The organism is Prevotella pectinovora, assembly GCF_000834015.1.
GTDB classification, from domain to species: domain Bacteria; phylum Bacteroidota; class Bacteroidia; order Bacteroidales; family Bacteroidaceae; genus Prevotella; species Prevotella pectinovora.
This window is the reverse complement of sequence record NZ_JXQI01000086.1, coordinates 1-19885: the sequence shown is the minus strand read 5'-3', so window position 1 is coordinate 19885 and position 19885 is coordinate 1. Positions and strand designations below refer to the sequence as shown.

Sequence of the window (19885 nt, the reverse complement as noted above, 5' to 3'; positions counted from 1 at the left end):
TGGGTATTAATTTATTATCTAATTATCTAATTTTTTTGCTTATGAAAAGAATGATAAGAGTATTGATGATCGCCATTTGTTGTATGATGTCATGCAACATGGCGGCGAATGCAGGCAACGGAAAGCCTATCTCTGTAAATGCACTTCCAGCCAAGGCCCAGACCTTGCTCAATAATCATTTCAATGGTCAGAAGGTGATGCTTGCAACGATTGAGTCTGGCGTTGTCAGCAGGAGCTATGACGTTGTTCTGAAGAATGGCACGAAGCTGGAGTTCGACAAGAGGGGCAATCTCACTGAGATTGACTGCAAGCAAGGCATTGTGCCCGATCAGCTGATTCCGCAAGCCATAAATAACTACCTGAAGGAGAATTATGAAGGACAATCAGTGAGAAAGATTGAAATAAACAGGAAGGAATACGAAGTGGAACTGACGAACGGACTGGACCTGACCTTCAACAAGCACTTCCAACTGATAGATATTGAATGATAAGCATGGGAGAAGTAAGGATATGCATCCAGTATTACGACTCGCCATGCGGCCGACTGGTCTTGGCTTCTTTCGCTGACAGACTATGTCTTTGCGATTGGAGCGACAACCCTTTTGCAGAGCGCAACATGCTCAGACTTACAAGGAACATGAAGACTTCTTTCAAGACTGAGACAACCTCTGTCTTGGAAGAGACCAAAAGACAACTCGACGAATACTTTGCCGGCAAGCGCAAGGCTTTCGACATACAGTTACGCCTGGCGGGTACTGATTTTCAGCATGAAGTGTGGAACGCTTTGCTCGACATTCCGTACGGAGCGACAAAGAGTTATAAGGATATAGCCCAATGCATCGGCAAGCCCAAAGTCGTGAGAGCCGTAGCAGGAGCCATCGGCGCAAACGGCATCAGCATCCTAATCCCTTGCCACCGCGTAATAGGCAGCGACCATTCACTGACAGGCTATGCGGGAGGATTGGAGGCTAAGAGAGTGTTGCTCGGAATAGAGACGCAAATATAAATAATTATGTTACCTTTGCGAATACAAAAAAAAACAGATACTCTGGCTGCGGAAATGGCAAGGATGGACGTGGAGAATTTATCAAGTAGACTTCCAATAGAGTCGTATTAGAAGTGAGATAGTAAAGACTTTATAAAAGCCGGAGCCTTTTAGTTAAATATTCGCAATGTTTTAGCCTCCGAACGTCATGATTATCACTAAACAGATATCTTTGTGTCGCAAATGACATACCGATTACACATACATCATAAGGCCCTTCGTTTGTAGTAAGTTGTCTATCCCCCACTTACAGACAACTTATTATTAACATATCATTTTTATTAATGGGCTTAATCATTTTATATTTTACAGGTGCTCTGGCACTATCCTTTTTGTGTTCCGTCCTCGAGGCGGTACTCCTGTCCACTCCTATGTCGTTCATCTCGATGAAGGAAAACCAAGGCAACAAGACTGCCTCTTTGATGAAACGATACAAGAATAACGTAGACCGCCCCGTAGGCGCTATTCTTTCGCTCAACACCATTGCCCACACCATCGGTTCGGCAGGTGTGGGAGCGGAGTCAATAAAGCTTTTCGGCGAGGAATACTTCGGGGTTATTTCCGCCATCCTTACGCTCCTGATTCTTGTGTTCTCTGAAATCATCCCCAAGACTATCGGAGCTTCATATTGGCGTTCGCTCGCCATGCCGTCGACCAAGATCATCCGCGTGCTCATCTTCATCACCTATCCGCTGGTGCTGCTCTCGGAGCTTATCACAAAAGTGTTCACCCCGAAGGAGCATCAGGCTTCGGTGAGCCGCGAAGAAGTGTCGGCAATGGTGGATGTAGGAACTACGGAGGGTATATTCTGCGAGTCTGAAAGCAAGATAATAAAGAGCTGCATCCGTCTGGCGAGTGTAAAGGCAAGGGAGGTGATGACACCTTCCATCGTGGTGGAGACGGCCAACGTGAACCTGACCATAAAGGAGTTTTACGAGCAGCAGACATGGAATTTCTCTCGCATACCGGTATACGACAAGAACAAGGAATACATCATCGGTTATGTGCTGAAAGACATGGTGTTGAAGGAGTTGTCGGAAGATAAGTTCGAAACAAGGCTCTCCGACCTCATGCGCCCGATTCTTTCTTTCTGCGAAGACGATTCGGTGTATCAGATATGGGAGAAGATGCTGGAGAAGCGCGAACACATCTCCATCATCCTTGACGAATATGGTTGTCTGCGTGGCGTGGTCTCAATGGAAGACGTGATAGAGACCATGACCGGAGTGGAAATCGTGGACGAAGACGACGTGGCTGTGGACATGCAGGCTTTTGCCAAGGAAAAGTCGCGCAGGATGTTGCGGAAATAACGTTGAGTCCATGATGCAAGCCGGTCATTAGACCGTGTAATATAATATTTTAACCCCAAACGGTCATTAGGTCGTTTAATGTAATATTCTGAACTGTTTGCAGTCTTTTGCCTGTCACAAGGCGTCTTATAGCTTTAGCTCACTTATGGCCCGCATATTCATAGCTATACGTTTCAACGACGAGTTCAAGAAAGCACTCGTAAGTATACAGGATGCCCTGAAAGCAAGAGGCGTCAGCGGAAACTATTGCCCTTATGGCAACCTCCATATGACTCTTGTCTTCATAGGCGAACGATATGACCTGCAGAAAATCGGAAAGGCTTTGAGCGAAGTGGAATTCAAACCTTTCACCCTGACATTGGACAGACTTGGATCATTCCCCACGAAAGCCGGAGTCATCTGGTGTGGCACAAAAGAGAACGAACCTGCCACGACTATAGCCAACCTGCTGCGCGAACGCCTCACCGCACATGGAGTTTCTTTCAGCACCAAGGCTTTCTATCCCCACATATCCCTGGTGCGACACCCGTCACAAATCGTTACAGACATCGACGTGCCGGCGGCAAGCATCAAGATAGAACGAGTTTTCGTGATGAAATCCGAACGTATCGATGGAGAACTGGTATATTCTGAGATGACGGCAACAGAATGACGCCTGCACCTGTAATCCTTGCATCATATAAACCCATAATACCACCTATGTTTCCGCCGTTCTGCGTGGGAATATGAATATTTTTGCCTACTTTTGCAGCGTTTTTCATTATAAGTACAAGAAAGAGACATGATTACAGTTGATGGACTGACCGTCGAGTTCGGCGGCACCACCCTATTCAAAGATATCTCCTTCCAGATAAACGAGAAGGACCGTATAGCCCTGATGGGAAAAAATGGAGCAGGCAAGAGCACGCTGCTCAAGATTATCGCTGGTGTCAGGACTGCCACACGAGGCAGCGTTTCGGCACCGAAGGACTGCGTCATCGCCTATCTGCCTCAGCACTTGATGACAGAAGACGGTCGCACAGTGTTCGACGAGACCTGCCAGGCTTTCGCCCATCTGCACGAGATACAGGCTGAAATAGACCGCATCAACAACGAACTTACCACACGCACCGACTACGAGAGCGACGAATATATGCAGCTCATAGAAAAAGTGTCGGCGCTCTCTGAGAAATTCTACGCCATAGACATGTCTCACTTCGAAGAGGACGTGGAGAAGACACTGCTCGGACTTGGTTTTGAGCGCTCTGACTTCAACCGCCCGACGAGCGAATTCTCCGGAGGATGGCGTATGCGTATCGAACTTGCCAAGCTGCTGCTCAAGTCGCCCGACGTGCTGCTGCTCGATGAGCCTACCAACCATCTCGACATAGAATCCATAGGATGGCTCGAAGACTTCATCATCAACAGTTCCAAAGCCGTGGTCGTGATAAGCCACGACCGCAAATTCGTTGACAATATCACCACACGAACCATAGAGGTGACCATGGGGCGCATCTACGACTACAAAGCCACCTACAGCCACTATCTGGAACTGCGCAAGGAGCGCCGCGAACAACAGATGAAGAAATACGAAGAGCAGCAGAAGATGATTGCAGAGACGAAAGATTTCATCGAGCGTTTCAAAGGCACATACTCAAAGACTTTCCAGGTGCAGAGCCGCGTGAAGATGCTCGAGAAGCTGGAACTCATCGAAGTGGACGAGGAAGACACGAGCCACCTGCGCCTCAAGTTCCCGCCAAGCCCGCGCAGCGGTTCCTATCCCGTACAGATGAGCGATGTGGCAATGTCGTTCGACGGCAAGAAGATTTTCAGCGGCGTAAATCTCACAGTGGAACGCGGCGACAAGATTGCCTTCGTGGGACGCAACGGCGAGGGTAAGTCAACGCTCGTGAAATGCATCATGGGACAGTTGCAGAACGAAGGTAAACTGGAGCTCGGCCACAACGTGCAGATAGGCTACTTCGCCCAGAACCAGGCATCGCTGCTCGACGGCAACCTCACGGTATTCCAGACCATCGACGACGTGGCAAAAGGCGAAATACGCAACAAGATACGCGACCTGCTCGGCGCATTCATGTTCGGAGGAGAAGACTCCACAAAGAAGGTGAAAGTGCTCTCTGGCGGTGAACGCACGCGACTTGCCATCCTCAAGCTCCTGCTGGAGCCCGTAAACCTGCTCATCCTCGATGAGCCCACCAACCATCTCGACCTCAAAACCAAGGATGTGCTCAAGCAAGCCCTTCAGGACTTCGACGGCACCCTCATCGTGGTAAGCCACGACCGCGACTTCCTCGACGGCCTTGTAAGCAAAGTATACGAATTCGGTCATGGCCGCGTTCGCGAACACCTCTGCGGCATCTACGAATTCCTCGAGACAAAGAAGATGGAAAGTCTGCAGGAGCTGGAAAAGAAATAATTAGTGACATAGACAACGTGAAAGACTCTTTCCATATAATAAATCCGGAATTGACAAAGGACCTGTTTCGACAATTAGCCTTCATGACATGGCATGGCGATCTTACATTATTTTCTTTTCCTCCTTCTCACCCTATAGCCCGACCACAGGCACCAGAGGGAGAGGATGCCCATCACGAAGATGAATACGTATGTGGCGATGCTGCCGATGAATATTCTGCCGCTATGCACCTCAAGAGCGACATTCCAGAGCGACATCGGCAGGTGGGCTAAAGCTGAGGGCTGGGAAACCACCGACGTGCCGTCGTAATAATCCGCTATGACAGGAGCGCAGAAATGCTGACTCATGCCGGCTATCGCCTTCTTGCCGAATGGCGGACCGGCTTCTGCCGGAGCCGGCTCATGAGTGAAATAGTCTGTTGCCTTGGCGTGCTGCCTGTCCCATACATACAGTCCGCTGAAGGATCCGCAATACCAGTTTCCGTCCTTATCCTTCTGCAACACGTTCAGTCCCATCACGCTCACCGGCGGAGCGGCGCTGATTTTAGTCGCCGCCCGACGCTTGATATCCAGCGAATAGAAACCGTCTGACGCAGACAAGAGCCAATCGCCGCAAGCCTCATCAAAACGCACCATGCGCAGCTTGTCATTCCAGGGATTCCGACTCTTGAGCGCCGTTCCGGGGATGGCAGGAATTTTGTTCTGCACCAGAGCTATCATCACCGGCGGACGCAGACACCATCCTGTCAGCGCCACCAATATAGTGACTACGATGGTATACCGCCCCACCCTGTCGTGTATCTGAAACGACGCCTTCAGCAAAGCCTTGCGTTTCGGCCTCAACCAGAAGATGACTCCCGTGAGGCAAAGCACCGCCAGCACTATAGCAATGGCATCCACGACCAGTCGTCCAGCCATGCCGAAGAGTTCGCCGCTATGCAGGAGCCACACCGCACGGAAAGCCGTCGCCCGTCCGTCGTAACCTTCCGGCTCACGGATTTCAATGCGGCGGAATGTGGTATAAGGCGGCAATGACGTGTAGACGAATGAGCGGCTAAGCACCACCAGCGTGTCGCCATGAGAAGCCACATCAGTCAAGCGCTCATCTTCTCCCAACGGCATCTTTATCTCATGCCACGCGCCATGTACGCCATAACGATAGAGGGCGAAAGGAGATACGGCAAAAATGGCGTTTCCGGAATCACCGGCATTATCATTGGTGTCATTCGCGTTTTTGTCTATCCTGACAACATTTCTAATCTGACGGTAGTCTGCTCCCTCTGGCAGTCCCTCGTTGAAATCTCTGACTGATAAGGCTTTTGCATCTGTAATCCATATACCTCCGCTGCCATATATCAGCAGATGGCGGCACGAGTCAGCGGTGCCTGCGGAAACAGACGGTGTGAGGTGTCCGATATCTGTGGTTCCTCTGAGCAGTCCACCGTTCCAGTCATGGTATTCATAACGGCCGGGCAGATATTTCCTGCTCACGTTCACGTTCTTGATCAGAGAACGATGATTGAGCAGGATGCCAGACACACAGAACAGCAGCACGAACAGCGTCATGCCGAGCCCTAACCATTTATGTTGTTTTCTCCAAGTGGACTTTTTCATCTTATCAGTTGACGAGTAATAAAGTAGACGACAAGTCTGCAAAATTACAATAATTTATCAATATCTATCGACATTCCCACCTGAAAAGTCACTCCGTCGGTTATCGGACTGTTAAGGTAATAATACTTCGGCTTGTATCCGAAGAGATTGTCCAATGCGGCATTCACCTTCACCGCCTTTCCGATGCGCTGCGAGAGAGAGAGTTTCCAGATGGTATAGGCAGGATAGGATACGGAGACCGTTCCCTGGCTCACATCATAATAGTCTTTGTATTCCACATTCTTCACACCCGAAAGCACACGTCCCTGCAGACCGATGTTCATGCCATAGTGTTTGGTGAACTGACGGTCGTAGTCCACTCTTACATTCAGGGCATGCTCGCGGGCTGGTATATACTGGTTGTTGATGGTGTTGCCCTTTTTGTCCTTTGCCAGCTGTTCCTTGGTGTATGCATAGATGAAGCGCGCACCGAGTCCGTTGTTCCATCTCGCCTGTGCGCCGATTTCTCCTCCGCAAACGCTATAGTCGTCGAGATTGGAATATGGCAGATAAGGCAGCTTGTCGGTCGGCGACTTGAAATATGGTGCCGAGGTGGAAAGCTTGTTCTTCACTTTGTTGTAATACATAGACGCCGTGAAATTGTAGTGTCCCTTGGTATATTCTGCCGAGAGGTTGAAGTTGTGGCTCACTTCCGACTTCAGGTTGGCGTTGCCTTCCACTATCCAGATGCCCGACATGTCGAAATTATAGTATTTCTCCTTCAGCGTCGGCGCACGGAATCCCATGCCGTATCCGGCACGTATGGCAAGATTATATAATGGCTTGTAGCAGATGTTCAGCTTCGGCGTGACGTGGGAGTCTCTGCCGTCGGAGAAATAATCATAGCGCAGTGCTGCCACAGCCTCCCATTTGTATGTGATGTGCCAGTCATATTGTGCGAACACATCAAATGAGTTCTGTTTTCTCGTCTCCCCTTCCAGATTGGTGTTATATAGATAGTCGTGCATCAGGTCTGAGCCCACGGTAAGCACGTCTCCCCTGTCGAAGGAGTGGTTGTAGAGCAGTCGCAAGGAGTTCTGCACATTGCTGTAGTCGCGGATGTCAAGACGGGTGATGCGCTGATAGTCTGACTTGTCATACTGGTCGAAGGCATAACTCGCCTGCAGGTCATCACTGTCTGAGATGCTCCAGTTCATGCGCAGTCCGCCGGAGAAGTCGCGATAGCGCTCCGGCTGGTCTGCCGACCTTACTGTCTCTCTGAAGAAATATCCGGCGCGTCCCGTGAGATTGAAATTCTTCGATGGGGCCCACACCAACTGGTCTTTTATATTCAGCGTCTTGTCGCCATATACGGTAGAGATGATACGCGTCACGGGGTCTGCCGCGCTATGCACATCATAATTGTCCATGCGGTTGAAGTTGGCAGTCAGCATGTTGTTCCAGTACTTGCCGTTGAGTCCGAACGAGGCTCCATACCTCTGTTCGTTATGTTTGGCGTAGCGGGCGTTCACGTTCAGCGTCCACGGCTGCTTGTTCTGCTTGGTGATGATGTTTATCACTCCCCCCGTGGCATTGCTGCCATAAAGGGCTGAGGCTGCTCCCTTCACTATTTCTATACGCTCCACATTGTCCATGGTGAGGCGCGTGAAGTCCACATCATCCATGGTCTCGCCAGCCAGCCTCTCTCCATCCACGAGGAAGAGCACTCCCTGTCCGCCGAAACCAGAGAAGTTGAGGTGTGTCTGCAGGTTCATGGCATACGAGAATTCCACTCCTGGCAGTTCCTGCTGCAAGAGGTCCTGCACATTTGTGGCATCGAGCTTCGCCAGGTCCTTTGAGTTGATGACTCGGGTCTGTATCGGCGTGTCTTTCAGAAACTTCGGAGTCCGTGTGCCTGTCACCACCACTTCGCCCAGATCAAACTTGCGGCTGATGGAGTCGAGATATGCCTCGTATGCCAAAGAGTCGCTCACCGACGGCATCGTCGCCGTCATGTCGCCGTTCCGCTCCATCCGGCCTTTCGTCACTACATCATCTAGAATGCCAGCTGCCACTGCCGGCTGCCATGCGGCACCTGCCATCAGCATGGAGAATAATATATGCTTCTTCATTTTTCCTTTATCGAGTATTTCCTGAATAGGATATTTTATTGTGTAAGCCAGATTGCCTCTGTTGTGAATCTGCCTCTATGTGATACCGGCATGAATATGGATGCCGGCATAATGTCATGATAGCGTATCATATACTGTATCTATACCGGATACCGGTATCAATACGGATACTTGTAGTTTATGGTTAGATAACACTTCTTGCCATTCGGCGAGAGATAGTTTTCCAACTGCAACGCCGCATAGTTGCCGTTCTTTAGGCGCAGGATAAAGACATGGCGGTTGAGGCTGAACGATGGGGGCATCGGAGGAATCTCCATGCTGAGCCACGACGAGAGCACCTTGTTCACCTCTATTCCCTGCGACGGCACATAGCCCTGGAGCATCTGGTCCTGACTGTTCCAAACCGCGTTTTCGCTCCATTCGTCTTCGGTAAACGTCATGTTGCGGAATGCCTCACTGCTCTCCGGCAGTTCGTCCATCGACGTATAGGTGGTCTCCAGCACAGCGCCCCCATTGGTCCTCACATTGTTGCGATGCACGGCGAAGGTCCAGTTTTCCGGGGTCGTCTGCCCTGCCGTCGGTTCGAAAAAGGAGAACGTGTTGTTCTTTATGCCCACACCGAACACATCAAACCAATACATATACAGTCCTGCTTTCTTGCCTTGGGTTGCAATGACCTTTCCGTCTTTCCCCTCATCGGCAGTCGTTGGTGTGTCCACCCTGTCGCCTGTGGCCTGCATCGGTATCGGGTAGGCTTCAAATTCGGTCTGCGCCTTCAGCAGCGCTGCCTCGTCGCCGGAGGTGGCAAGCTGGTGCAGTCGGTCAAGGTCTACATAATACCAGTCTGTCCAGCTGGTGGCATCCATCACTATCTGCCCTTTTGCCGGAACGATTTCTTCCGGTTTGTCGTAGATATCGTCAAAAATACCGTTGCAAGCCGTGAGCATCATCAGCCCCAATCCTGCAACGGTAGTTTTGAGATGATTCCTTTTATTCCAATTCATCATCTGCGATTGATTGTTTTATATATGAATCTAGTATTTTCCGCTTACGGTCATCAGACCATATCTGCCGTATTTTATTTCTTTATGAATTTCTTTCCATTCACAATCACCATACCTTTGTAGCTCTCGCCCACCAGCTGGCCGTTGAGGTTATACATTCTGCCGTCGCTCTTCTTTTCAGTCTTTGCCGAAGAGATTCCTGACGCCTCTGTATTGAAAGAGGTGACGATAGCGAAAGGCATGGCACCCATCTGGAAAGCGTTTACGATGTCTGTCACTTTGTTGCCGTCGTATTTCACGAGGATGTTGTTGTCTTTGGCGGCATTGAACGAATACTGTCCGTCCATGGTCTTGGTGCCATTGTTTTCTGCCGTGAAGTGGAACTCCAGTCCGTCGTTCTTGTAGTCGCGATAGTAGCCGCCCTTCTCCTCGTCGTAGGTCAGACCCTTCACGGTGTATGTGCCGAGGGTGAGGTTGCCCATCACAGTATTGTCGAGTGTATAAGTAGGGATTTCCACATCCACTTTCTCCACGTCGCCGTCGATGTATTTGCGCACGTTGTATGTCACTCCGTCGTTGCCATAGATGAAGGTTCCGCCCACGTTAACCATGATGGCGCTTGCCACTGGTTTCACATAATATGCCTTGACTTCGTAGGTCAGGTCGAAGGGCATAGATCCATATTTGAACACTGCCTTCAAAGTCAGAGAATTGTCTGCCATATTATAGGAGCCAGAGATTGATGAGCCTTCGATGTTCTTCTCTTCACCGTTCACCGTAACCTTAGACGTGAAGGTCTGTTCTGCTATGCTAATCACATGATTCTCTCCCTTGCCGAAAGCCACATTCTCGATGGTAAAAGACGGAATGGCTGCCATGCCCTGCATCACGGGCAGCGTGATGTTGCCTGCACTCGTGCTTGCCATTTCAAATCTGACGGTATCGCAGGCATTCCCGGTGTTCTGAGTCAGGACATTAACCGACGAGGCTCCTGCGAAAGTCATAGCACCGTGCATCTGTGCCATCATGCTACTTGCCATCAAAGTGGCTACAATGAGAGTAAAAAATTTCTTCATATAATACAATTTTGTTTCTTTAAATAATTAGTCTGTGGTAATCAAATTTCCGGCTGCAAAATTACAAGGACTTCCAAATTTGCGCAATACCTTAAAATTGGTAATTTATTTCCCGATACTCTATACAAACGATACTTTCCTAACAATAATCAGTAGTCCGGTATCCGGAATAATTACCGATTTGGTTTAACTCGTTGGCGGAATTAATTTATGTTGACAGATATGAGTAAAAGTTGTAAATATCGCTTGATTCTCAGTAAAATCATGAATTGCTAAAAAACTGTCAGACCATCTGGTTTTTCGTCGTAACATTCTAACAGTCAGGCTGTTGACTATTCAGCAATTGTCAGCCAATTGTCTGGATGGTTTGCTGATGAAAGGAATCGTCAAGTGTGAGGAATCGTCAGATGTGAGGAATTGTCAGATGAAAGGAATGTCAGCTTTGAGTAATTCAGACTGCAGGAATGGCATGCGTTGGCAGAATTCTGAAAACAGGAATATGTGTGTTACAACATTAGCTTATTGGGCAGACGCCTGACAGCAAATCTGCCCAACAGGGGCAAGCACGTTGCCCATGATGGGTAAGCACGTTGCCCCAGTTGGGCAAGCACCGTGCCCAATTTTAATCCAAATCGGTCATTAATAAGTATGCACTAAATTAACTCCGCCAACGGGTTAGAATATAGATGCAGGCAGGCGGTTATCACACTGAAAACTTGCGGGTATACAATAAGATTTATACCTTTGCAGAATAAATCTAAACAACAAGGAAACATGACAAAGTTAGCTATTCCCACACGCGAAGGTCGTGTGGATGACCACTTCGGACATTGCGACCACTACTCCGTATTCACCATCGACGACAACAAGCAGGTGGTATCCACCGAGCGCCTTGACTCACCGCAGGGCTGCGGATGCAAGTCGAACATCGCTTCTGTGATGCAGCAGATGGGTATCACGATGATGCTTGCCGGCAATATGGGCATGGGAGCTTTCAACAAGCTTTCTGCACATAGAATAAGCGTGATACGCGGCTGCAAAGGCGACATCAACGATGTGCTGAAAGCATATCTCGACGGCAAACTCACCGACTCGGTGGAATCTTGCGACCATCACGACTGCGGCAACCACGGGGAAGAGCATGTTTACGTGATACCGTCAAAATAATGAGGACAGTATGCCTATTGAAATCTTCTTGCTGAGCATCGGGGCGAGCTTCGTGCAGCGCACCACGGGCTTCGGCTTCGGCATCTTCATCATGACCATGCTGCCGGCAATAATGTCGTCTTACGGACAGGCGACGACTCTCTCCGGCATCCTGGCGATGACGACTTCATTCATCATCGTCTTACAGAAACACAAATACATCGTATGGAGCAGACTGCTGCCCATACTGATTACTTTCGTGGTGGTGTCGGCAGGTGCCATATTCATGCTCAAACGCATGGAATACAGCATTCTGAACATCCTGCTCGGCATCACGCTGATTGTCGTGAGCATATACTTCTCGTTTTTCAGCAAGCGCATAAAGATAAAGCCCACCAAGCCGCTGCAGGTCACGGCCGGCGGACTGAGCGGACTGATGGGCGGATTCTTCGGCATGCAGGGACCGCCGGCGGTGCTGTATTTCGTGAACTCCGAACCAGACAAGGACCATTATCTCGCCCAGACACAGGCTTACTTCTTCATAGGCAATCTGATGATGACCATGGCGAGGGCATACAACGGATTCTTCACCACATCCGTGGCAATGGGATATGTCTACGGTATCGTGGGCGTGGTGATTGGCAACATGATGGGGGCATGGGTGTTCAGACACATCACGGGCTCGCTGCTCAAATACATCATCTATGCCTATATTGGCATCAGCGGACTGACTTTCCTGCTGGAGTCTTAGCCCTGTTCGCCATAGCCCATTTTACATCCTTGCCAACACTAAAGTTTCCCCAACCACTTATTCCAGATGTTCTTGCAATGACATCTGGCGGAAAAGCAATGAAAGCTACTGCCGTTTCGTTATTTTTTGTTTAATCTTACATATTTGTCATTACAAAATTGTAATTTTGCTATAAATTTGAGCGACCTTGCAAATAAGAATCTTCAAACAGAGAACACAAGGCATCATGACAGAAAAAGAATTACAAGAAATATTTCATGACAGAATAAACTTCTGAATGGCGAAATAGAGATATAACCCATAAAAAAAACATAGCAATATATGCGACAGATTATAATTAAGAACTTTCGTTGTTACGAAGAAAAAGTCATAAGATTTCGTCGTGGCATTAACCTATTGATTGGAGACAATTCAGTAGGCAAGACCTCATTGCTTCGTGTATGCAACTTAGTGATGAACGCCTTCTTTTCCGGATATAGTGACGAAAACACAGTATGGAAAAGTGCAGACGATGATGATTTTCGTGAGATAAAAAGCGAAGATGTGGTTGACAACGACCTTCCTATCAACATCACCTTTGACCTTGACAAAGAAGACCTGCCGGATATTGTATTGGAAGGCGGTAAAAAGGTCTGCCTACAGACGAACGAACCGGAAGTGGAGGAAGGATGTGCAAGATTTTATATTGAAAAGAAATCAAAGAAGAATGCCCGCAATCTTGTTACCGGCCTTAAGAACCTAAAGGCTTTTTCTTCTATGCTGCAAAAGTCATCACATACCATCAACAATGGTGTAGCAATACAAAAGAACGCCCTTCCTTTGTTTGCATACTTTACCACCGAGGACATCCACACCACAAGAAAGTTTGACAAAGAAAAGAAGAATTTCAAGAAATATCCTCAGAAACCTTCGTTCGGATATTTTGAAAGTTTCGACTGTAAGGGACTGCTGGACTGTTGGATAAAGCGAATGCTTGTGCTCAAAGAAGCAAAAAAAGGAGAAAGCGAAATAGAATGTGTGAGAAAGGCTGTGGTCCGTTCATTAGGCCCTGAGGGATGTGGCATCATTGACGATATGGACATAAGACACAACGACGGTGAGGTATTCTTCCAATATTGTGATGGCAGAGAAGTGCGCTCCAATCTCCTCTCCGACGGATACAGACGCCTGGTGAGCATTGTGGTTGACATAGCTTTCCGTTGCGCCCTTCTCAACAAAGTCATGTATGGCGACGAGGCATACAAGCACACTCATGGAACAGTAATCATCGACGAGATTGACGAACATCTTCATCCGGAACTTCAGGTGCGCATCATGAAGGCTTTGCATGAAACGTTCCCCAAGATTCAGTTCATAGTAAGCACCCATGCCCCATTGGTGATGTCGTCGGTGGAAACAAACGAAGACAATGTGGTGTATAAGCTGGAATACAAAGATGGGAAGTATTCGCATAAGGAGCTGAACACTTACGGTCTGGACGCTTCGACGATTATGGATGTATACATGGACCAGACACCTCGTGACTTGGCTATCGATGCAGAAATAAAGGCAATAGAAAAGCTCATTGATGCAGAAGAATATTCAGAAGCAAGAAAATTGCTTGATATGATGCTTGAACGTCCAGGCAGTGAAGCAAATCCTGAATTGACAAGAATAGAGGCAACATTATCATTCTTTGAAGATTAGTCATGATAGAGATAACGAAAAACAAAGAGCCCAAAGAATGGACTGAATATAGAAACACTCCGGGCGTGGATTACCAATCAATCCCAGAACTTGTAGAATCGTTGTTGAAAGAGCAGGGATATATCTGTGCATATTGCATGCGCAGGATCCCTCATCGTGACAAATTATATAAGAAAGACGGAATAAAATATGTGCTTACAGACGAAAGCCATCGTATTGAGCATATCCTGTCTCGAGATAACCATCCTGAAAGGAAACTTGATTACAATAATATGGTGATTTGTTGTCCAGGACATATTGGTGACGAAGACCATTGCGACCGATTGAAAGGAAGCAATGACATTTCATTCTCACCGTTGGATTCTGCATTTATATCGACCCTGTCATATAAGACTGATGGAGAGATTGTGTCATCAGAACAGAAATATAACAAGGAAATCAATGAGGTGCTTAACCTTAATACACCGTTGCTTAAACAGAACAGGAAAGAGAGTTGGGAAAGTGTAAAGAGGGAACTGATTGCAATAAAGAAAGGCAATGCATGGAACAAAGCCGTAATAGAGAAATACATCAAGAAATACCGCTCAATGCACATTAAAGACGGCAAGTCACAATACATTCCATATTGTGGGATAGTTATATATAATCTCCAAAAGAAATATAGGCAGATTCAATAATATACGAGCATTATGGCAAAAGCCTACGGCGAAGGCGTGCTCATACAAAAAAAGCAACGTGACTTGCAACCGTAAAATGAAATAATCATTTAATTCAAAATATAGAAAAAACTGAAATCTAAATCATTATGAATATCGGAGACAGAATACCAGAGGTCCTCGGCATCGACCAGGACGGACGAGAGATTAAGGCAAGCGACTATCGCGGCAGGAAACTGGTGATATACAGCTATCCAAAGGCTAACACAAGCGGATGCACTGCAGAGGCTTGTTCGCTGCAGGCACACAAAGAGGAACTGGCAGCCGCCGGATATGAAATCATCGGTGTGAGCAAAGACAAACAGGCACTGCAGAAGAAGTTTGCCGACGCTCACGGCTTGCAGTTCCCGCTGATAGCCGACACGGAGACCACTTTGCTGCAGGAGCTCGGATGTTGGGGAGAAAAGGTGACATGCGGAAGGAAGACCATCGGCATACTGCGCACCACATATCTCGTTGACGAAAACGGAATAATCGAGAAAATCTTCACTCCAAAGGAAATCAAGACAAAGATTCATGCTGAGCAGATATTAAACGCTATAAAAGGATAAGAGCCAGAATGACAATTCACAACATAACATTCAGTCCCACAGGTGGAACACGCCGCGTGGGCGAACTGCTGTGCAAAGAATTTGGCGGGGAGTGTGTCACTACAGAACTCTGCACAAAGAAAGAGAACCTGAAACTCCCCGGTATCCACACCGACGACCTGACGGTAATCTCCATGCCCGTATATGCCGGCCGTGTGCCTGCCATGGCTGTAGAGAGGCTGAAGGGCATCGAGGCTAACGGGGCACGGTGTGTCATCATTGCCGTATATGGCAACAGGGCTTACGAAGACGCTCTGGTGGAGATGCAGGATGTGGCAACTGGCATAGGATTCCGTGTGGTGGCTGCCATTGCCGCCATCGCCGAACACAGTATCTGCCGCATGTATGGCTCCGGCCGCCCCGATGCCGAAGACGCCAACGAACTGGCTTCGTTTGCCGCCGACATCCTCTGCAAGATCAAAGGGGATGGAGAGTATGCACCTCTCTCCCTGCCGGGCAACCGACCATACAAGCAGGGCTGCAAGGGTCCCTACCCCACAGCAAACGACAACTGCACGGGCTGCGGAACCTGCGCAAGCGAATGTCCTGCCGGAGCTATCTCTCCCGACAATCTGAGAGGCAACGACAACGGACTCTGCATCGGCTGCATGCGATGCGTAGCTGTATGTCCGGTACAGGCAAGGGGTATCGGGGAACGCCTCAACATGCTTGTGGCGCATCTCGAACCGCTCTGCCGTGACAGAAAGAAGAATGAGCTGTTCGCATGACGGACCGCCGGTCATACAATACAAAGGATTTGAAAGAGCGTAAGTTATAACGAACCTGAATACTAATAACACCATGAACAATATAGCAAAAGGAAAAAACAACAAGAAGCAGACAAAGCAGCTGATGCTTTGGATCGGTGCACTGGTAGTCGGTGCCGCATTGGGAATGTTGGGCATAGCATGGCTCAACGGGTTGATGAACTTCATCGCTACGGTATATACCCGTCTGTTCCAGCTCCTGGCGGTGCCGACGATAGCCCTGGCGGTGATGACGACTCTCGCCTCGCTCGGCAATCAGGCCGACACGGGAAAGATTTTCAGGCATGCCATCACTTACACGCTGCTCACCACATTTGCCGCTGCCACCGTGGGACTGGTGCTCTACAATGTCATTGCTCCCGGAAACCTGCCGGCGGCTCTGGTGCAGAGCGGTATGGCTGACGTGCCTCAGAACCTGGGCGAGACATCTTATTATGACCACATATTGGGTGTGATTCCCAACAACATAGTGAAACCGTTTGCCGACGGCAACGTGCTTTCCATCCTCATGCTGGCTGCTGCCGTGGGCATTGCATTGGCAAAGATGCCACAAAATGACAAGAAGGAGGTGGTGGTGAAGGGACTGTTCGGTCTGCAAGACCTGCTCTTCATGCTCATCCACGGTCTGATATGGGCTTTGCCACTTGGCATCGTGGCATTTGCAGCACAGCTTTCGGCACAGTTCTCGGCAGGCATCGTGATGGCATCGCTCGGAAAATACGTGGCAGTGATATTGGGTGGCAACGTGATACAGTTCTTCATCGTACTGCCCCTGTTCCTGATGGCAAGGGGCATCAACCCCTTCCGCACCCTCGGCCGCATGATGCCGGCGGTATTGATGGCTCTATTCACCAAGAGTTCGGCTGCCACGCTGCCTGTCACCATGCAGACGGCAGAAGAGAGGATGGGAGTGTCGAGCAAGGTGTCACGCTTCGTCTTGCCTATCTGCACCACTATCAACATGAATGGCTGTGCGGCGTTCATCCTCGTCACCTCACTGTTCCTGATGCAGAACGGCGGAATGGAGCTGCCGCTGACAACGATGATTCTCTGGCTCTTCATCTCCGTGCTGTCGGCAGTGGGCAATGCCGGAGTGCCAATGGGCTGCTATTTCCTCACCCTCTCGCTGATGTCGGGAGTGAATGCGCCAATCGGCATCATGGGTATCATCCTGCCGATATATACCATCATCGACATGATAGAGACGGCAGAAAACGTGTGGTCTGACTCTTGTGTATGTGCAATGGTGGACAAGGACATGAAGAGATAGAACAGACGAAGAGACAGAAATTATCAAGACATATAAAATCTACAATACAAAAGGATATGAAGAAATTAGGAATCGTATGCCTCCAATGGACACCTTTCCTAATCAAATGAAATATCAGAAATCATGAAACAAGACAAAGACCCTATGGCATGGGAGGTGATAGAGAGCGAATACCTCTTCAGAGAGCCTTGGCTGACGGCAAGACGCGAACATGTGAAACTGCCTACTGGCGCTGAGATACAGGATTTCTACGTTCTGGAATATCCAGAGTTCTGCAATGTCATAGCGATAACAAAAGAAGGGAAATTCCTCATGGAGCGCCAATACCGCCATGCCCAGCACCTCACGGCAATAGAGATTCCGGCAGGATGCGTGGAGAAAGGCGAAGACCCGATGGAGGCTGCCAGGCGCGAACTCTATGAGGAGACGGGATATGGCGGAGGCGAATGGTCGAAGCTGATGACCATTAGTCCCAATGCCGGGGCTTGCACCAACTACAGTCATACATACCTTGCCACAGGGGTGGAAAGACTTTCCACCCAGCATCTCGAAGAGTCGGAAGACATCAAGGTCGTGCTACTGGACGAGGACGAAGTGGTACGCATGCTCATGAACGACGAGTTTCATCAGGCTATGATGGCAGCACCGCTATGGAAATACTTCGCCACAAAGGGCAAGAGATGACACACCGTCTTCTGCCCCTCTGTCTATATAACATAAACTACCAACAATAACATGAAAGCATATACATACATTGAGAAAGGAAGGTTTGCCATGACCGACAAACCGAAACCCAAGATTGCCATCTACAACGACAATGTATAAACAACCTTTTTAAAATCAAATAGCTATGGTCAATTTTGATTATCAGACACCCACACGCCTCATCTTCGGCAAGGGTGTAGTAAGCGAAAAACTCGCAAGCGTAATGAACCAGTATGGAAAACGTGTACTCATCACTTATGGCGGCGGCAGCATCAAACGCACCGCTCCCGGACACGACAAGAGTCTTTATGACCTGGTGAAGGATACACTGACAGACAAGCAGGTGTTCGAGCTCGGCGGCATACAGCCTAATCCCAAGTTCAACCCCAGCGTGCTTGACGGTGTGCGCATGTGTCAGGACAACGACATCGATGTGATACTCGCCGTGGGTGGAGGTTCGGTGCTCGACTGCACTAAGGCTATAGCCGGTGTTGCCGGAACGCTCAAGACTAAGGTGACGGACAATGTGGAGGAGGCATGGGACATCGTTTGCGGACGCAAGCCCACAACGGCAGCAGTGCCCATCGTAGACATCATCACCATGGCTGCTACCGGCAGTGAATATGACATGGGCGGAGTGATATCGCGCACTGAGACAAACGACAAGCTGGCATACTTCTCAAAACTCGTATTCCCGGCAGTGAGCTTCATCGACCCTACATATACCTTCACACTGCCTGTGAAACAGACGTTGGCAGGCGTTTCCGACTGCATCAACCACATCATGGAGTCGTATTTCTGTGGCGACCACATCGACATGAACGACGCTTTCATGGAGGGCGCCGTGAAGTCGCTCGTGAAGAACGTGAAGATTGTATTGGAAGATCCACAGAACTACAACGCCAGGGCTGAGATATTCTATGCCACTACTCTTGGCTGCAACGGCATCTACTGTCTCGGCAACAGTCCGAGCGGCTGGCCTATGCACGCCATGGAGCACGCTCTGTCGGCATACTACGACATCACCCACGGGGAGGGTCTTGCCATCGTGACGCCACGTTGGATGAAACATATCCTCGACCACTCTACAGGCGAACTGCACGACCAGGTGGTGGAGCGCATCGAGAAGTTCGGCAAGAACGTGTTTGGAGCTGAAAACGCAGAGGCTTCAATCAAGGCAATACATGACTTCTATCGCAACATCGGCATCCCGATGACTCTGCCTGAGGTCGGCATCGACGACAGCCGCCTTGCTGAAATGGCGAAACACGTGGCAGACAATGAAGGTCTCGACAAGGCATGGGCTCCTCTCTTGGAACAGGATATCCTCGAAATCTTCAAGGCTTGCATGAAATAGGAACAAGACAAGCCATAGGCCTCATATTTTCCCCACAGCGTGGGGAACAGTACCCCCTAATGTGGGGATTCATTCCCCACGCCAGGGGGGAATTTTCGCAAAGGAACATTCGTGGTCTTGATTTCTTCAATTGGGAAATCAAGACCACTATTCTTATAATCTTAAAAACGGTCAGCAAACCATTTAACCCGAATAGGTCGTTAGGGCTTGCTTGGATTTTGTTCTTTTAGAAGAGTGGATTTTGTTTGGCTTTTAATGAGTAATAGCGAGCTATTGCGAATTAAAAACAGACAAAAGACGCCTTATAAAAAACAAAAGACTG

Annotated in this window: 18 protein-coding genes; 14 read left to right on the top strand and 4 right to left on the bottom strand. The window is 48.8% G+C overall.

The window, feature by feature from the left end; all coding sequences use genetic code 11:
• Positions 1–41 precede the first annotated feature (41 nt).
• The 5 genes from ST42_RS12250 to ST42_RS12230 all read left to right on the top strand — a co-directional run bounded on the left by ST42_RS12250 (position 42) and on the right by ST42_RS12230 (position 4771).
• Positions 42–488: a PepSY-like domain-containing protein gene (locus tag ST42_RS12250; RefSeq protein WP_044073690.1), complete on the top strand. Its 447-nt coding sequence runs from the start codon at positions 42–44 to the stop codon at positions 486–488.
• A gap of 5 nt (positions 489–493) precedes the next feature.
• Entirely contained in the window at positions 494–1006 is a 513-nt protein-coding gene (locus ST42_RS12245; RefSeq protein ID WP_044073711.1) for a methylated-DNA--[protein]-cysteine S-methyltransferase, read from the top strand.
• Positions 1007–1329: 323 nt separating this feature from the next.
• The gene (locus tag ST42_RS12240) at positions 1330–2355 is read left to right on the top strand and encodes a CNNM domain-containing protein (protein ID WP_044073689.1); all 1026 of its coding nucleotides are present in this window, start codon (positions 1330–1332) and stop codon (positions 2353–2355) included.
• Between the two features lie 145 nt (positions 2356–2500).
• Positions 2501–3007: an RNA 2',3'-cyclic phosphodiesterase gene (gene thpR, locus ST42_RS12235; RefSeq protein WP_022317043.1), complete on the top strand. Its 507-nt coding sequence runs from the start codon at positions 2501–2503 to the stop codon at positions 3005–3007.
• A gap of 129 nt (positions 3008–3136) precedes the next feature.
• Positions 3137–4771: an ABC-F family ATP-binding cassette domain-containing protein gene (locus tag ST42_RS12230; protein WP_042519738.1), complete on the top strand. Its 1635-nt coding sequence runs from the start codon at positions 3137–3139 to the stop codon at positions 4769–4771.
• A gap of 107 nt (positions 4772–4878) precedes the next feature.
• On the opposite strand, the gene ST42_RS12225 is transcribed toward ST42_RS12230, so the two are convergent.
• The 4 genes from ST42_RS12225 to ST42_RS13325 form a co-directional block, all read right to left on the bottom strand.
• Positions 4879–6384, bottom strand: a complete 1506-nt coding sequence (locus ST42_RS12225) for a PepSY-associated TM helix domain-containing protein (protein WP_044073688.1) — start codon at positions 6382–6384, stop codon at positions 4879–4881.
• 44 nt (positions 6385–6428) lie between these two features.
• Positions 6429–8378 carry a TonB-dependent receptor plug domain-containing protein gene (locus tag ST42_RS12220; RefSeq protein WP_156139368.1) on the bottom strand — a complete coding sequence of 650 codons (1950 nt, stop codon included), beginning with the start codon at positions 8376–8378 and terminating at the stop codon, positions 6429–6431.
• A 275-nt stretch (positions 8379–8653) separates the two neighbouring features.
• Positions 8654–9502, bottom strand: coding sequence for an HmuY family protein (locus tag ST42_RS12215; protein ID WP_394365289.1), 849 nt, complete (start codon positions 9500–9502; stop codon positions 8654–8656).
• Positions 9503–9573: 71 nt separating this feature from the next.
• Positions 9574–10575 carry a hypothetical protein gene (locus tag ST42_RS13325; RefSeq protein ID WP_082028653.1) on the bottom strand — a complete coding sequence of 334 codons (1002 nt, stop codon included), beginning with the start codon at positions 10573–10575 and terminating at the stop codon, positions 9574–9576.
• A gap of 774 nt (positions 10576–11349) precedes the next feature.
• On the opposite strand from ST42_RS13325, the gene ST42_RS12205 reads away from it, so the two are divergent.
• The 9 genes from ST42_RS12205 to ST42_RS12165 all read left to right on the top strand — a co-directional run bounded on the left by ST42_RS12205 (position 11350) and on the right by ST42_RS12165 (position 19563).
• Positions 11350–11742, top strand: coding sequence for a NifB/NifX family molybdenum-iron cluster-binding protein (locus ST42_RS12205; RefSeq protein WP_044073686.1), 393 nt, complete (start codon positions 11350–11352; stop codon positions 11740–11742).
• A gap of 10 nt (positions 11743–11752) precedes the next feature.
• Positions 11753–12472: a sulfite exporter TauE/SafE family protein gene (locus ST42_RS12200; RefSeq protein ID WP_044073685.1), complete on the top strand. Its 720-nt coding sequence runs from the start codon at positions 11753–11755 to the stop codon at positions 12470–12472.
• Positions 12473–12793: 321 nt separating this feature from the next.
• Positions 12794–14158, top strand: a complete 1365-nt coding sequence (locus ST42_RS12195) for an AAA family ATPase (RefSeq protein WP_044073684.1) — start codon at positions 12794–12796, stop codon at positions 14156–14158.
• A gap of 2 nt (positions 14159–14160) precedes the next feature.
• Complete coding sequence (locus ST42_RS12190; RefSeq protein WP_044073683.1) at positions 14161–14835, top strand: HNH endonuclease family protein; 675 nt, start codon at positions 14161–14163, stop codon at positions 14833–14835.
• Between the two features lie 128 nt (positions 14836–14963).
• The gene (locus ST42_RS12185) at positions 14964–15425 is read left to right on the top strand and encodes a peroxiredoxin (RefSeq protein ID WP_022317051.1); all 462 of its coding nucleotides are present in this window, start codon (positions 14964–14966) and stop codon (positions 15423–15425) included.
• 8 nt (positions 15426–15433) lie between these two features.
• Complete coding sequence (locus ST42_RS12180; RefSeq protein WP_044073682.1) at positions 15434–16192, top strand: 4Fe-4S binding protein; 759 nt, start codon at positions 15434–15436, stop codon at positions 16190–16192.
• 73 nt (positions 16193–16265) lie between these two features.
• The gene (locus ST42_RS12175; protein ID WP_044073681.1) at positions 16266–17501 is read left to right on the top strand and encodes a dicarboxylate/amino acid:cation symporter; all 1236 of its coding nucleotides are present in this window, start codon (positions 16266–16268) and stop codon (positions 17499–17501) included.
• 123 nt (positions 17502–17624) lie between these two features.
• Entirely contained in the window at positions 17625–18185 is a 561-nt protein-coding gene (locus tag ST42_RS12170) for an NUDIX hydrolase (RefSeq protein ID WP_044073679.1), read from the top strand.
• 166 nt (positions 18186–18351) lie between these two features.
• Entirely contained in the window at positions 18352–19563 is a 1212-nt protein-coding gene (locus tag ST42_RS12165) for an iron-containing alcohol dehydrogenase (RefSeq protein WP_044073677.1), read from the top strand.
• Positions 19564–19885: the final 322 nt, after the last annotated feature.